Source organism: Brotomerdimonas butyrica (assembly GCF_025567305.1).
Taxonomy (GTDB): domain Bacteria; phylum Bacillota; class Clostridia; order Peptostreptococcales; family Anaerovoracaceae; genus Lentihominibacter; species Lentihominibacter butyricus.
Map to the genome: position 1 here is coordinate 16,982 of NZ_JAOQJP010000015.1, position 13,034 is coordinate 30,015.

Annotated in this window: 16 protein-coding genes; 4 read left to right on the forward strand and 12 right to left on the reverse strand. The window is 42.1% G+C overall.

Features of this window, described 5'->3' with window-relative positions:
- Window positions 1-147 precede the first annotated feature (147 nt).
- The 9 genes from OCV59_RS10525 to OCV59_RS10565 form a co-directional block, all read right to left on the reverse strand.
- Window positions 148-1,341, reverse strand: coding sequence for a site-specific integrase (locus tag OCV59_RS10525; RefSeq protein ID WP_002610375.1), 1,194 nt, complete (start codon window positions 1,339-1,341; stop codon window positions 148-150).
- 80 nt (window positions 1,342-1,421) lie between these two features.
- On the reverse strand, window positions 1,422-1,625 hold the full coding sequence (locus OCV59_RS10530; protein ID WP_002610370.1) for an excisionase: 204 nt from the start codon (window positions 1,623-1,625) through the stop codon (window positions 1,422-1,424).
- 409 nt (window positions 1,626-2,034) lie between these two features.
- Window positions 2,035-2,286 (reverse strand): helix-turn-helix domain-containing protein, encoded by a 252-nt coding sequence (locus OCV59_RS10535; protein WP_002610366.1) that lies wholly within the window; start codon window positions 2,284-2,286, stop codon window positions 2,035-2,037.
- Window positions 2,270-2,710, reverse strand: coding sequence for an RNA polymerase sigma factor (locus OCV59_RS10540; RefSeq protein WP_002610364.1), 441 nt, complete (start codon window positions 2,708-2,710; stop codon window positions 2,270-2,272). The genes OCV59_RS10535 and OCV59_RS10540 overlap by 17 nt, the downstream gene beginning before the upstream one ends.
- Before the next feature lie 492 nt (window positions 2,711-3,202).
- On the reverse strand, window positions 3,203-3,700 hold the full coding sequence (locus tag OCV59_RS10545; protein ID WP_002610362.1) for a hypothetical protein: 498 nt from the start codon (window positions 3,698-3,700) through the stop codon (window positions 3,203-3,205).
- 22 nt (window positions 3,701-3,722) lie between these two features.
- Window positions 3,723-4,751 (reverse strand): sensor histidine kinase, encoded by a 1,029-nt coding sequence (locus tag OCV59_RS10550; RefSeq protein ID WP_002610358.1) that lies wholly within the window; start codon window positions 4,749-4,751, stop codon window positions 3,723-3,725.
- On the reverse strand, window positions 4,748-5,431 hold the full coding sequence (locus OCV59_RS10555; RefSeq protein WP_008727270.1) for a response regulator transcription factor: 684 nt from the start codon (window positions 5,429-5,431) through the stop codon (window positions 4,748-4,750). The genes OCV59_RS10550 and OCV59_RS10555 overlap by 4 nt, the downstream gene beginning before the upstream one ends.
- 37 nt (window positions 5,432-5,468) lie before the next feature.
- On the reverse strand, window positions 5,469-7,619 hold the full coding sequence (locus OCV59_RS10560) for an ABC transporter permease (protein ID WP_002610354.1): 2,151 nt from the start codon (window positions 7,617-7,619) through the stop codon (window positions 5,469-5,471).
- Window positions 7,609-8,391, reverse strand: coding sequence for an ABC transporter ATP-binding protein (locus tag OCV59_RS10565; protein WP_002610352.1), 783 nt, complete (start codon window positions 8,389-8,391; stop codon window positions 7,609-7,611). The genes OCV59_RS10560 and OCV59_RS10565 overlap by 11 nt, the downstream gene beginning before the upstream one ends.
- A gap of 451 nt (window positions 8,392-8,842) precedes the next feature.
- Here OCV59_RS10565 and OCV59_RS10575 point away from each other — a divergent pair, with 451 nt between their 5' ends.
- The 4 genes from OCV59_RS10575 to OCV59_RS10590 all read left to right on the forward strand — a co-directional run bounded on the left by OCV59_RS10575 (window position 8,843) and on the right by OCV59_RS10590 (window position 11,342).
- On the forward strand, window positions 8,843-9,202 hold the full coding sequence (locus OCV59_RS10575; RefSeq protein WP_286439335.1) for a helix-turn-helix transcriptional regulator: 360 nt from the start codon (window positions 8,843-8,845) through the stop codon (window positions 9,200-9,202).
- Between the two features lie 243 nt (window positions 9,203-9,445).
- The gene (locus OCV59_RS10580; protein WP_002610348.1) at window positions 9,446-9,775 is read left to right on the forward strand and encodes a plasmid mobilization protein; all 330 of its coding nucleotides are present in this window, start codon (window positions 9,446-9,448) and stop codon (window positions 9,773-9,775) included.
- Complete coding sequence (locus OCV59_RS10585; RefSeq protein WP_002610346.1) at window positions 9,736-11,082, forward strand: relaxase/mobilization nuclease domain-containing protein; 1,347 nt, start codon at window positions 9,736-9,738, stop codon at window positions 11,080-11,082. Before OCV59_RS10580 ends, OCV59_RS10585 begins: the two co-directional genes overlap by 40 nt.
- Window positions 11,083-11,084: 2 nt before the next feature.
- Window positions 11,085-11,342, forward strand: a complete 258-nt coding sequence (locus tag OCV59_RS10590) for a hypothetical protein (RefSeq protein ID WP_002610344.1) — start codon at window positions 11,085-11,087, stop codon at window positions 11,340-11,342.
- Window positions 11,343-11,521: 179 nt separating this feature from the next.
- Here OCV59_RS10590 and OCV59_RS10595 read toward each other — a convergent pair whose 3' ends face one another.
- Genes OCV59_RS10595 through OCV59_RS10605 form a run of 3 tightly spaced genes read right to left on the reverse strand, consistent with a single transcriptional unit; the run spans window position 11,522 to window position 13,034 of the window.
- The gene (locus tag OCV59_RS10595; RefSeq protein WP_002610343.1) at window positions 11,522-11,884 is read right to left on the reverse strand and encodes a cysteine-rich VLP domain-containing protein; all 363 of its coding nucleotides are present in this window, start codon (window positions 11,882-11,884) and stop codon (window positions 11,522-11,524) included.
- Entirely contained in the window at window positions 11,881-12,087 is a 207-nt protein-coding gene (locus tag OCV59_RS10600; protein ID WP_002610341.1) for a transposon-transfer assisting family protein, read from the reverse strand. Before OCV59_RS10600 ends, OCV59_RS10595 begins: the two co-directional genes overlap by 4 nt.
- Window positions 12,088-12,089: 2 nt before the next feature.
- Window positions 12,090-13,034: a hypothetical protein gene (locus OCV59_RS10605; protein WP_055153478.1), complete on the reverse strand. Its 945-nt coding sequence runs from the start codon at window positions 13,032-13,034 to the stop codon at window positions 12,090-12,092.

The following is a 13,034-nucleotide window of genomic DNA, read 5'->3' on the forward strand; positions in this document are numbered from 1 at the left end:
TTTAGAAGTTCTTATATGCCGGTATAGCCCGTATTTACAGGCTTTTCCGGCATTTTTCGTATCGGAAGAAACTCACATATATTTTTATATCCGCTTAGGTTTTTGCTTTCAAAAGTAGTAAAGAAGTAGTAAAACCTTGATTTACTACTAAGCTGCTATCCGCAGCATTTCAGCTTTTGCGCTGTCGAAAGTAGCGTGTGCGTAATAGTTCAGCGTCATAGTAATGTTGGAATGTCCCATAATGTACTGTAATGCTTTCGGGTTCATTCCGGCATTTGCCATGTTGGTACAGAACGTATGACGTAAGGTGTGCGGTGTCATTACTTTCGGTAGAGCTTCCTCATGGTACTTGTTGTACTTCTTTGCAAGCCCCCTAAACATACCGTCATAATTGGTAGCTGTTTTCGGGTAGCCGTCCCGGTTGAGGAAAAGGAAGTTGCTGTAACCGTCAATAGTAACAGCTTTTGCACCCCTGCGCCGTTTCAGCACTCGGTTAAATGCTTCATATACTTTTTCGCTCATTGGAATTTGACGAATACCGCTTTTCGTTTTTGGTGTTTCAATGTAATATCCTGTTTCCGCACTTCTTAAAAGTTGGTGGTCTACATTGATTATCCTATTCTCAAAGTTAATGTCAGTATCGGTCAGCCCGCAAAGTTCAGAGATACGAAGCCCTGTCCCAAGCAAAATAATAAGCTCATCATAATACTTCTGATAAACTTTGTCATTTTGAGCAAAGGACAAAAAACTTTCTTCCTGCGCTGGTGTTAGCGGAACCTTTGGTTCTGTATCATCTTCAATGACAGTGTTTAACTGGAAGTCAAAAGGATTTTTCCTTATGCAATCGTCCTGTATCGCTGTGTAAAAGGCAGCTTTCAAGGAACGCTTGTCATTACTGATAGTCTTATAGGAAATTCCTTTTTCTTTCATGCGGATTGCCCATTCTTTCGCGTCGGACAGCTTCACGCTGTCAATCGGGCAGCCCCCAAGTTTATCTTCTTCCAGTAGCTTCATCAGCCGCTTGCGTCCGTTTTTCGTATTGTACCTTACATTTCCCCGGTGGCGTATCTGCTTTGCATAAAGTTGGCAGACCGTCATTTTCTTGCCTATGGTGTCTATCCCGTCGTCAAGGTCTTTCTGTATCTCTTTTACCTTTTCTCGTAGGGATATATCCTCACGCTTTCCGGCAGGGGTCTTGTCCGTAGGTACTAACTTCCACGCATACACAAACTGCGGATTACCAAAGGTATCTATATATTTGTAAGCATATCTTCCGTCTTTTCTCTGGCTCTCTCCCGACCGCAAAACTCGATTTTTGCTGTCACGTCTTTTCTTTGACATTTTTCAATGCTCCTTTCCAAGACGGAAAGAGCCTTGATATGCTTATCCCATTATAGCACATTCAAGGCTCAATTTCACTATCAGATTGTGTCTATGGTATCAATCATTTTTTCAAACTGTTTGCGCTTGATTTGAATACGGTTGCCGTTCATAATAACCCACCCGGCGGCAGGATTTTCCTCGGCTAATTTACGCAGCTTGTTTTCTCCGATACGGAAGTATTTAGCTGCTTCATCTATCGTAAGCGTGTATTTTTCCCAAATAGGCACGTCGGCGTTACTCATAGTATCGTCCCCCTTTCAATATTAGGAAAAGTGAATAGTAAAAGGGGCTTTAATCGGACGGCTGTTAGCACAACCTCGCGGGAGTTCCACCCCTGCCCGTTAAGGCAGCTCTACCCAATGCCTGCGACGCTTTTAACGCTCGGACTATGGCTATAAAGGCTTGTCTACCCTTAGTGCGTGTCGTCGCCCACAAGCCGCTACACTTGTTCCCCGGCGTGGTGGTGGTCGCTCGACTTTCTCCAATAGAAGAAAAGCGTCATGGCGCACCTGCCGTATGGCTCAACGCAAAAAGGACGTATCCGATTTGCCCTATACTGCGTCGCCGTTATCTTGCGTCGCTTTCTTTGTCAAAGAGCAAGTAAGGTCAAGTCAACAGGCAGCGGAAAGGGGGACGCTGCTTGTGGTTATCTCAAACCTTGAATGAAAGGACAGCCCGCATAAGACGCGAACGCAAGCGGTCGCGTATATCCTCATCTATGCCCCAATAGATATTTCCGCGCTCATCACGCAGCTTTCGCATAGACAGGGACGCTATGTAGCTTTCGTAATGCTGTACGACAATGTTCATAGCTTCCGGGTCGCCCTTAGTAGCGGCTATGATTACCGGGTAAGGCAACAAGCCGCGTTCGTCCTGTTCTGATTTACTAATCTGTGCAGTCATAGGCTTTTTCCTCCAAATAGCGTTTTAACAGCTTCATTGAGCTTGTCCGACGGGACTGTACCGTTGTCCTTGACAGATTACAAAACTTTGCAATCTCGCGTTCGCTCATGTCAAAGAAATAATACAGCAGTACGGTTTCCCGCTTTTCTTCCGGCAAACTGTGCAGGGCTTCGGCAAGCAGCTTCGCAGTAATTTCTTTGCCGCCGACAACGAAAGACTGTTCTGCTTCATCATCTGCAAAATACTCGTCGCAGACGTAGAGCTGTTTTTCTTCCAGTGGCGACAGGTCAGAAAAAGTAACCTCGCGTAATTGTCGCTGCTTTGTGTCCCTGTGGGCATTCATAGCTTCTCGCTTCAACGCCAGTTTGCAAAAGCCGTTAAAAGCACAACGGATTTGCCATTGGGTACGAATAGGCTCGTTCATGTTCTCACCTCCTTTCGCTGCCGCGAAAGCGGTGGAGTTTGAAATGTCCCCTTTCGTAAACCCTCAAACCAACGCACTTCAAAATGGACGTTGGTTTTAGAAATTTTTTGAAAAAGTTTTTTGATAAAATACAAAATGCGCCCGTCTGCAAATTGCAGACAGGCGCAAAGGAATTATCAAAAGTATATGTATGATTTGTGAGTTCATCTATGTAGCCAGAATAACCCGTTGGCGGGTAATGGCTTTTTTTGATAACAGTCTATTAGGGCATAGGAAAAAGGACATGACGATACCTCCTTGATACCGCCATGTCTTTATCTAGTAGGAGAGTTATCGTTAGAATTTAGATAGATAAAAAGAAACGGCGGCTCTGAAAATCAAAGCCGCCGAAATAGAATAGGCGCGTGAAAACCTGTCTGCGTTGCGACGGCTTTTTTTCTTTGCCGTCGTCCGGCAGATGTTCTATACTATGTCAATTTCAAAAATTTCTCATTATCCTTTATTACTTTTTTGTTTTGTCTTATGTAAAAGCAGGATAACCAAAACAGAAATAGCTATACTGCATAGAATATATGTCCAATTAAAATATGATAGATTTATTAAATTCTGTGCTGATTGATTTTTAATGAAGTTTGTATATGGTGCGTTACTCTTAATCGCTTCCATAACTCCTACAACATTTATCGGTCTTAAATTGTATAAGTACGCACCAAATAAATATATTGCTGCTTTTTCAACGACCGACGGTATTAAAATAGCCAATGCAGCAAGCCATAATTGACATTGCTTGTGGGATTTCTGTAAATATAACGCCCCAAAAAGATAGGGCAATATCGCAAGGCAACAGCCCAAGAGGACAATATTCTGATGAAGCCCAAAGAGGGCAAAGAATATGCGGATAAAAAGATACGTTCCAAATATAATTAACCAATCAATGAGCAAGCTTTTTATTGGCGTGTGCTTTTTTACTATTTCATTCTGTAACTGCATTTCACTACCTCCCAAATAGACGTTACACTTTTGGAAACGTCAAGGTTACGGTTGTTCCACCGTATGAATTGTTTTTAAGCTCCACCGTGATAAATAAGTCAGTTGCCATTTTCTGAACAAGGTATAAGCCCATACCTGTAGAACGACTAAGGTAACTGCCCGTATCTCCGGTAAACCCCTTGTCGAAAACAAAGGGTAAGTCAGACAATGGTATGCTTGTGCCGTTGTCTTTGATAGATAAAGAAATCTGTTCACTATTCATACTATCAGCTATGGAAAATATGAGCCGTGGGGCAAGGTTGTTTCCCACATATTTCACACTATTACTGATTATCTGTCCTAAAATGAACATCAGACCTTTTTTGTCAGAAATCACTTGATAATCGTTTTCGGTATATTCAATAGAAAATCCGGCTTCTTCAAGAAGCGTTAAATTATCTTCAACTGCTTCACGGCAAGTTCCAAGAATTGAAAGCGACTCAAAAGAGTAATCCTTATGTGTAGCCCCAAGCCTTGAAAAGTATAGAATTTGTTCTATATCCTGTCGGGTATGGTCGCGTACATAAAGCATACGAGTATGAACCAAAGGGGACATTTCATCTTTTCGATTATCCAGTAGCAAGGTCATAAGGGATAGTGGTTTTTTGATTTCATGCACCCAATTTTCAACATAGTGTTCATAGTCTGTAACTGTAATTTTCTGTTCGTTGATATATTCTTGCTGCGTCCTCAAATGTTTTCCCAATTCACAGATAAGAGGGCGTATTACAGCGGGAACAGCTTCACACAGTAAGTATTCGTTGGTATCGTCCGGCTCTAATAGAAAACGCCGAAAAATAGCGTCTGCCTTGTTACGTTTTCTGATTGATATAGCAAGAGGAATAGCAAGTGCGGCAAATGACACAAAAATTATCAATGCAGCATAATTTATAAAATAATCAGGGTTAGCCAACCAAGCAAGAAATATAAAGAACAAGTCCAAACAGGCAAGTGTAATAATCCATACCCGGTTAGAGGAAATATAGATTAAAAGTATTTTCAACTTATTCATAAGCGCACCTGCTCTTTCAAGCGGTAGCCTTGACCGCGCACTGTTTCTATACGTTCTTCAAGACCAAATTCACGAAGCGTTTTTCGCAGCCGAGTAAAATTTACTTGTAATGCATTTTCGTCTATAAATTCTTCTGTTCCCCATAGTCTAATGCATAATTCTTTTTTAGAAACAATCTTAGGGCTATTTTTCAAGAGAGCAAGTAATATTTTTCCTTCGTTCGGTGGCATAAGGTAAGAGCTATTCCCTACATAAATTGTAAAGGTATTCGGGTCAAGTAAAAAACCACCTCCATCAAGTAACCCTTGCTGTACCTGTTCTTCTTTACGTCGAAGAAGATTTTTAATTCGGGCAAGTAAACGTGACATATTACAAGGTTTTGTTAAATAGTCATCAGCCCCCAAGTCTAATGCGTGCAGTTCGTCCTGCAATTTATCTCTTGCAGTCAATACGAGTACCGTACCAATCTGTTTAGCTTTCAACTCTTTACATATTTCAAAACCCGAACGAAAGGGAAGATTGATGTCAAGCAAAATTAAGTCGGGAAAATATGCTGCTATTTCTGATACTGCGTTTTCAAAATCCGATAATCCAATCGTATCATATCCCGATTTTTCTAATAAGTTCAACAGTTCTTCTCGCATATAAACATCATCTTCAACCACAACTATCTTTGCCAATATGTCCGCCTCCTTTCCCATAATATTTATAAGCCTGTTAAGAATTGGGCTTGTAATTGAGCTTTCCTATTTCACGATTAGCTGTTCGAGCAACAGCCACACCGTAAATTACCATAACAAGAACAACAATAACAGCCATAGCAATTAAAAGAGGATAGGACTGTTCAAGGTGTGCCGCTCCTGAATATAAATATAGCTGCATGGCATATATCCCTACTGCTCCGCTGATACACGCTAATATAAGAGGAAGCAGGAAATACCATAATACTTGTTGGTTGATAGAACGCTTAATTTGTTCACGTCGTGCTCCTAAAATAGAGAGTGTTAGATACCTTGATTTTGTAGTTTGCATTTGCGTCAAGAATTGCAGGGCAAGTAATGCACACGCAATAATCAAAAACATAAATCCCATGTATAGTGTTGTATAACTTCCGGAAATAACATAAAATAATTGTCGCCCAAAATTATTAAGATAGCTTTCGTAATATAGACCAGATGGTTTTAACAAATCACGAGCTTCCATAATCGGTAACATTAAACCTTTTGTTTCAACAAGTTCATTAGGAATACAAAAGTTCCAATAAACCATACAAGTGTCTGAATTTACAAATTCTGAATATATCTCATCTGAAACAATCAATGCAGTTATAATCTTGATATTTTCATCTGCGGTCAACCCTTTCATCGGTACAGAGGGAACAAGATAAAATGGTCTTTCGTTGATAGAAAGCAACGCTTCATTATTCGCCTGTGCGTCTGCTGCAATTTGATTTAACAGTGTAACCGTTTCATCTTGAGCATTACCTAAAAAATCTGGGTTGAGATAATAGACAACTTCATTGTTCCCAAGGCTAATCTGTTTTTCTCCCGCGGCATCCAATAACCGATTATAGGAAGATACAGGAAGCAAATAAGGAGAAGAACTACCAGTATCAATAAGACCTAAAAGGTTTAAGGCAGCAGGTTGGTCGGAGCCAAAACTATACATACCATCTTCTTGTGTGGCAGGGTCTACTACATCTTGAGGTAAATGCTGCACGATTTGTTTCCTAAATTTCGACCAATCAACAGGAGAACTTATCCCATCCGAAGCAGTGGATTTTATATTTCCTATTTCCATACGGTTCAGATTTGATACATAAGGACGAATTTGTTCGTTGGAAAGATACTTCTCAACAATTTGGTCGTTGCCCATTACAGTAAAGTCATAAACAGAAGTACCTCGTGTCAATTCACTTCCATATGACATTATGCGCACTGAGCCGTCGGTAATTAACATAATAGTAAGCATCATCAGAATGGACGCTACGCTGATTGAAATATATTTATTAACGACATTTTCATGCAACTGCCGTAAAGTAAATACATAAAGTCCTCTTGTGGCTTTGTGTTTTATAGAAGCTGCCCATATACTCAAAATTCTTGCAAGTCCTCGAATAAATAGAATTGTTCCGATAATTCCAAGTAAAACGGCAATAAGCAGCATTGCCCCACTCGCAGCCATAAAATGCTCTACAACAATCCAGTACGCGACAAGCAAAATTACGGTGCCTATAGCAAACGATACGAAACTTACATATGGATTCCCTGTGCGTTGCTTTTTCGCCATCTCTCCATAAACAAGTTGATGTAGCTCTTTACGGAACAGCTTTCCGCATAGAACAAACAATGCTACAAACTGAATAATCAAGAAGCCTAACGATGTGAAAATAGCGGCACTTACAGAAAAACTTAATTGGTGTGTAATGATACCATGCCCTACTAAACGCGCGGTTGTAAGACTTATAGCTTCGGATAAAAAGCCACCGCATACAAGCCCTCCTAAAAGAGCTAAAAACGACGTGATTAGCCCCTCTGTCATTATTTGAATAAATAATTTAATCTTTGTCATTCCAAACATCAAATAAAGCCCCAGTTCTCGACTACGACATTCAAGTTGATATTTGTTTGCAAATACTACGAGAAAGAACACAAATAATAAAGCACAAAGATAAACCGTCGGTAAAAGATTAGTAAGCAACCGTTCTACTGCGTCGCTCTCAATTTCACTTAAAAAACGTATTACGTCCTGTTGTCCAAGAGAAAGCACTATATAAAACATTGCTACGGCTGTTATCATTGTCAGAAAATAAATTAGGTTTTCGCTACGGCTCCGTTTGGCGTTTCGCCATGTGAGATTAAAGAACATTTGCACTTCCTCCCCCCATTTGAGCCATCACTTGTAAAATACGTGCATAAAAATCTTCCTGTGTTTCATTTGGAATTTTACGACGTAACTCATGGAAAATAACACCGTCTTGAATGAACAAAATACGAGAACAGAAACTCGCGGCGTTAGGGTCATGCGTGACCATTAGGATTGTGCGTCCACGCCTAAGATTGATTTCCTGTAACTTCTCCATGAGTAAACGTGCTGATTTTGTATCTAATGCACCTGTAGGTTCATCAGCCAAAATAATATCGGGGTCAGAAATCAAACTACGTGCAGCAGCTACGCGTTGTTTTTGACCGCCCGACATTTGTGACGGAAATTTAGAAAGAACGTCTGTAATTCCAAGAAAATCTGCTATATCTTTTAGCTTTTTTTCCGCTGTAACAATGTCAATATTATGAATTGATAAAGGCAATATAATATTTTCTTTACCAGTTAGATTATCAAGTAAAGCAAAATCTTGAAATAGATAACCAATCTTGTTGCCACGATATTCAGCCAACTTCGTGCCATCAAAAGAGCTTATATTGGCACCTGAAAGTAAAATTTGTCCAGAGGTTGGTTTAATGACCGTAGCAATACAATTCAACAATGTTGTTTTTCCAGAACCGCTGGCTCCCATAATTCCCAAATATTCGCCATTCAGAACATCAAAGGTAATTCCGTTTAGTGCTTTTGTTGGAACCCCCTCTTTGGAATATGCTTTGTGCAAGTCGCGTACTTCTAATAGTTTTTTTGTATCATTCATATCTCACACCTCACATTTTTTGCTTACGCTTATCTTACGAATATAATTTTACTGCATAAGAAGCAACCACACCACTTACAGTTGTTGTAAGGTTTATTTGTTTGTTTATTGTATCTGCATTTTATGTTGTTTCTTTCTCATATCAAAAGGTTTTTCCGCGTTTTTTGGTATCAGCCACATATACCCCAGTTTTGAAACGCCCGGTATGCGATTTTCGCTACAAAGTATCTGTACTCGTCTTTCAGAAATTCCCCATTTCTTTGCCGCTTCGGGACAAGACATATATTCCATAATCAAAACGCCCTTTCCTCAAATTTTACCAGTATAATTATACTCGGATAGCCGAATAATATCAAGTATATGATATGCTCTATTTCAGTCAATAATGTGCTGTGTGTAATCATATCTCGAAAGGAAGATGAAATATACAATGTAGTTGGGTGAAATGACTATGAAGCAGAACAAAGAAAAATTTGATTTTAAGGCTTTCGGGCAAGCCATTAAAGCAGCAAGAAAAGCAAAGGGAATATCACGCAATCAGTTAGCCGATACGCTGAATATTGCGCCCCGATATATCGCGTCCATTGAGAACAGCGGGCAGCACCCAAGTTTACAGATTTTATATGAGCTTGTAACCCTGCTTGATGTATCAGTAGACCAGTTCTTTTTCCCGGAACGGGAACAGGAGAAATCCACGCGCCGCCGTCAGCTCGATACTATGCTTGACGGTATGAGCGAAAAAGATTTGAAAATCCTGTCTGCTACTGCAAAAGGAATAGAGGAAGCCAACAACGACGAAACGGGGGAATAAAGTTCTCTCGTTTTTGTTTATATAGAGTGATTGAAACGTCGCAGATTGCGGCGTTTTTCTTTTGGGAAAGTTCGTCAAATTTGCCGTTCCCGGTGTTGTAGGTAGTAAGGGATAAAGTTTCGTAGCAAGCATAGGAAAAGAGTACCCTTTTCCGTATTTTCGCCCTCCCGTCCTGCGGTGCGTCGGTTGAAAATTGCTTGTTGGGAAGTGTCCCAAACCCTCGGAATGGAAAGGAGCGATTGCATGAACGGACGCAAAAGAAAAATACAAATCAAATTCTATGTAACAGAGGAAGAAAGGGCATTGATTGAACAGAAAATGAAGCTTGTCCCTACCCGGAACATGGCGGCGTATCTTCGCAAGATTGCCATTGACGGGTATATCATTCAGACAGACCATAGCGATATAAAAGGCATGACAGCAGAGATACAGAAAATCGGGGTCAACATCAATCAGATTGCAAAGCGTGTCAATGCGACAGGCAGCGTTTACCAAGAGGACATAGAGGAAATAAAGGGGGTGCTTGCGGAGATATGGCGGTTACAAAGATTAAGCCTATTAAAAGCACGTTGAGCAAAGCCCTTGACTATATCCAAAACCCGGATAAAACAGACGGGAAAATGCTTGTGTCCTCCTTTGGGTGCAGCTATGAAACGGCAGATATTGAGTTTGGATTTACGCTTGCACAAGCCATAGATAAGGGAAACAATCTCGCCCACCATTTGATACAGTCCTTTGAGCCGGGAGAAGTAGATTATGAGAAAGCCCACGAAATCGGAAAGCAGCTTGCCGACGCGGTAACAAAGGGACAGCATGAATACGTCTTAACTACCCACATAGACAAAGGGCATATCCATAACCATATCATTTTTTGTGCGGTCAATTTTGTTGACTACCATAAGTACAATTCCAATAAGCGCAGTTACTACGGCATACGGAACATGAGCGATAAGCTGTGCCGGGAAAACGGGCTGTCTGTTGTCGTTCCGGGCAAAGGCAGCAAGGGAAAAAGCTATGCAGAATATCAAGCGGAAAAGGTCGGTACAAGTTGGAAAGGCAAGCTGAAAATTGCCGTTGATACGCTTATCCCCCAAGTAGCAAGTTTTGAAGAATTGTTGCAGCGGTTACAGGCAGCGGGTTATGAGATAAAGCCGGGAAAATATATCTCCTGCCGCGCTCCCGGACAGGAACGCTTTACCCGTCTGAAAACTCTCGGTACAGATTATACAGAGGAAGCCATAAGAGAACGGATAGAGGGCAAACGCACAAAGGCAGCGAAAGCTCCCAAAGAGCAGCGCGGCGTATCGCTGCTTATTGACATTGAAAACAGTATCAAGGCACAAGAGAGCCGGGGCTATGAACAGTGGGCGAAAATCCATAATCTGAAACTGGCTGCAAAGACTATGAATTTCTTGACAGAACATAAGATTGAGCAGTACGCAGATTTAGTCAGCCGGATTGAGGAAGTAAATGCGGAAAATGAAAAGACAGCAGACGCATTAAAGAGCGTGGAAAAGCGTCTTGCAGATATGGCGGTGCTGATGAAGCACGTTACTACCTACCAAAAGACAAAACCTGTCTATGAAGCATACCGCAGGGCAAAGGATAAGGACGCATACCGGGCAAAGCAGGAAAGCAGTCTGATACTCCATGAAGCGGCAGTAAAGACACTGAAAGCGGCGGGCGTTACTAAACTCCCCAATCTTGCCGCCATGCAGGAAGAATACGGGAAACTACAAGCGCAAAAAGAAGCCCTTTACGCTGATTATGGCAAGCTGAAAAAACAGGTCAAGGAATACGACGTTATCAAACAGAACATAGACAATATTTTGCGGCAAGGCAAAGAGCCGGAACGGAAGAAAGGAAAGGAACGGGAATAATTATGAAAATGGTTGGTATTACACCATGTTACAGAATAACATTAGAAAATGGCAGTTATGGCGTAGAAACTTATATTAACGCAGACAGTAAAATCCAAATTACTTTTGAGGACGGAAATACACTTATCGGATATATAGAATGTGTGGAATATGGAACTTATTCCGATGAAAATGATACTCTGGTTATAAGGGGAGAGAATGGAGAGCTGTATATCCTATTGGAAAACCGAATAAAGGATATAGAAGAACTGCACGAATAAAGTAAAAGAACAGGGCGCAGACAGCCAACAAAAGACTGTCCGCGCCCTGTTTTATGTAGGTGCGTTTTTGGTATCTGTTACGCAATAGAACGTCATTTTTAGGGGATAAGGTATAAAACCCTTGCCGCGTCATTTTCAAGCACTGAAAGCCCCGTAAATCAAGGCTTTTTTTGCCCCTACTACGTAACAAGGGCGCGCCGTTTTCTCATGCGCTCCGCTGCCTGTCTGCGGGTAATACGCTTCCGGCAGTCCGGGCAGTATTTGACGCTGTTAGAGGTGGACGCAAAAGAAGTTCCGCACTCGGTACAACGCTTTTTATCCTCGGTCTTGAAAAGCTCTGCATACAGCAGCTTATCAAGGGGCAATACGGCGGTCTGAAACCATTTGCAAAGAAGCGAATAGGAAATAAGCTGCGGGCAGACACATTCCTCCCCGTCGTCCAGTAAAATACAGTGTCCGTTATCGCAGTTGCAGCACTCCTTTTTTATAAGGCTGTTGACTTTCCGGCTTTGGGGTGGTGTAAGCCGCTTTATCCCGGTCATACCTCATCAGCGGCGAAAATAGCAAGCTCCGCATACTCATTTTCTGTCAGAGGTGCGATTTTCGCAAGGGTGCGTTTCGCCAGTTCCCGCATATCCTCGTCCATGAACGGCAGCGCAGCGTTGATGTTTTCTGTAAGCCCACGTTTGCCGTCCTCATTGTAAATGCTCAACAGGTTTGTTTCTTCAACTGTCAGTCTAATCATGCTCATACCTCCAATTCGTGATTTTTTGATTTTACAGCCGCCTTTTTCGGGGCGGCTTTTCTTTTGTCAGCGGCAAGCTGCGCCCGGATTGAGGGGCGCACCCTGCGAATATCTGTGCCCCGGTTTTCATTTTTATCAATCAAGGCGTATGTTCCATGTCTGCCCTCGATTTTGGAAAAGGAAAGTGTCTTATAGGGCAACATGGAAAACAGACGGTCGGTGTCCTTAGAGGACGCAAGCTGCATAAATGTCGGGGACAGCTCCACCATGAAATGTGTCCTATTAGGGCTATTGGGCGTGTCCCTGCGCTTCATTTCCTGCACAATGCGCCGCGCTTCGGCTTCAATCAGCCCAGCACGCAGGGCGGCGGTATGTTCCTTGAAGTCGCCCGGTGTCAGTTTATCCCGTTTTTGCTTTTCTTCCCGTAAAAGGAATTGTAGCGCGTCCGGGTCGTTGGGTACTGCTTCAAAGTGTTCAAACTTCCCTAAAGAAGTATCGGGATTTCCGTTAAAATGCTGTCCGGCGGGTATCTCCCTTGTCCCATGCTCATAAATCAACTTGACTGTGTCGGCGGCAAGCGCATTGTCCTTAACGCGCTCATACTGCCTTGCATAGTCAAGCTCATAAAGATTGCCTTTGATTTTCCCGCGCTCCCTGCCCGTCAGCTCGACGGCATAGGCAAGAACGCGGTCGCAGGTCTGCTCTTTGTAAAAACACCATGTATTGTGGGCGGCGGTATCCTTTAGGAACACGTCGCGCTCCTTAAAACAATGCGTCCCGGACGGGCGGCAAAACCATAGCAGCGTCTTATCCTCTCTGTTAGGGCTTGCCGCTGCTTTTGCGATAATCTCCTTGTCAATGTCAAAATCACTTTGGAAAAATCCTGTATTCTGCCGCATGATAGCGTCAAGAGAAGCGAAAATATCCACGTTTTCAAACTTATTCAT

Bases quoted from the DNA above. Each gene is read 5' to 3' on its own strand.
- OCV59_RS10525 (WP_002610375.1), bottom strand. From the start codon at position 1,341: ATGTCAAAGAAAAGACGTGACAGCAAAAATCGAGTTTTGCGGTCGGGA.
- OCV59_RS10530 (WP_002610370.1), bottom strand. From the start codon at position 1,625: ATGAGTAACGCCGACGTGCCTATTTGGGAAAAATACACGCTTACGATA.
- OCV59_RS10535 (WP_002610366.1), bottom strand. From the start codon at position 2,286: ATGACTGCACAGATTAGTAAATCAGAACAGGACGAACGCGGCTTGTTG.
- OCV59_RS10540 (WP_002610364.1), bottom strand. From the start codon at position 2,710: ATGAACGAGCCTATTCGTACCCAATGGCAAATCCGTTGTGCTTTTAAC.
- OCV59_RS10545 (WP_002610362.1), bottom strand. From the start codon at position 3,700: ATGCAGTTACAGAATGAAATAGTAAAAAAGCACACGCCAATAAAAAGC.
- OCV59_RS10550 (WP_002610358.1), bottom strand. From the start codon at position 4,751: ATGAATAAGTTGAAAATACTTTTAATCTATATTTCCTCTAACCGGGTA.
- OCV59_RS10560 (WP_002610354.1), bottom strand. From the start codon at position 7,619: ATGTTCTTTAATCTCACATGGCGAAACGCCAAACGGAGCCGTAGCGAA.
- OCV59_RS10565 (WP_002610352.1), bottom strand. From the start codon at position 8,391: ATGAATGATACAAAAAAACTATTAGAAGTACGCGACTTGCACAAAGCA.
- OCV59_RS10575 (WP_286439335.1), top strand. From the start codon at position 8,843: ATGAAGCAGAACAAAGAAAAATTTGATTTTAAGGCTTTCGGGCAAGCC.
- OCV59_RS10580 (WP_002610348.1), top strand. From the start codon at position 9,446: ATGAACGGACGCAAAAGAAAAATACAAATCAAATTCTATGTAACAGAG.
- OCV59_RS10585 (WP_002610346.1), top strand. From the start codon at position 9,736: ATGGCGGTTACAAAGATTAAGCCTATTAAAAGCACGTTGAGCAAAGCC.
- OCV59_RS10590 (WP_002610344.1), top strand. From the start codon at position 11,085: ATGAAAATGGTTGGTATTACACCATGTTACAGAATAACATTAGAAAAT.
- OCV59_RS10595 (WP_002610343.1), bottom strand. From the start codon at position 11,884: ATGACCGGGATAAAGCGGCTTACACCACCCCAAAGCCGGAAAGTCAAC.
- OCV59_RS10600 (WP_002610341.1), bottom strand. From the start codon at position 12,087: ATGATTAGACTGACAGTTGAAGAAACAAACCTGTTGAGCATTTACAAT.
- OCV59_RS10605 (WP_055153478.1), bottom strand. From the start codon at position 13,034: ATGAATAAGTTTGAAAACGTGGATATTTTCGCTTCTCTTGACGCTATC.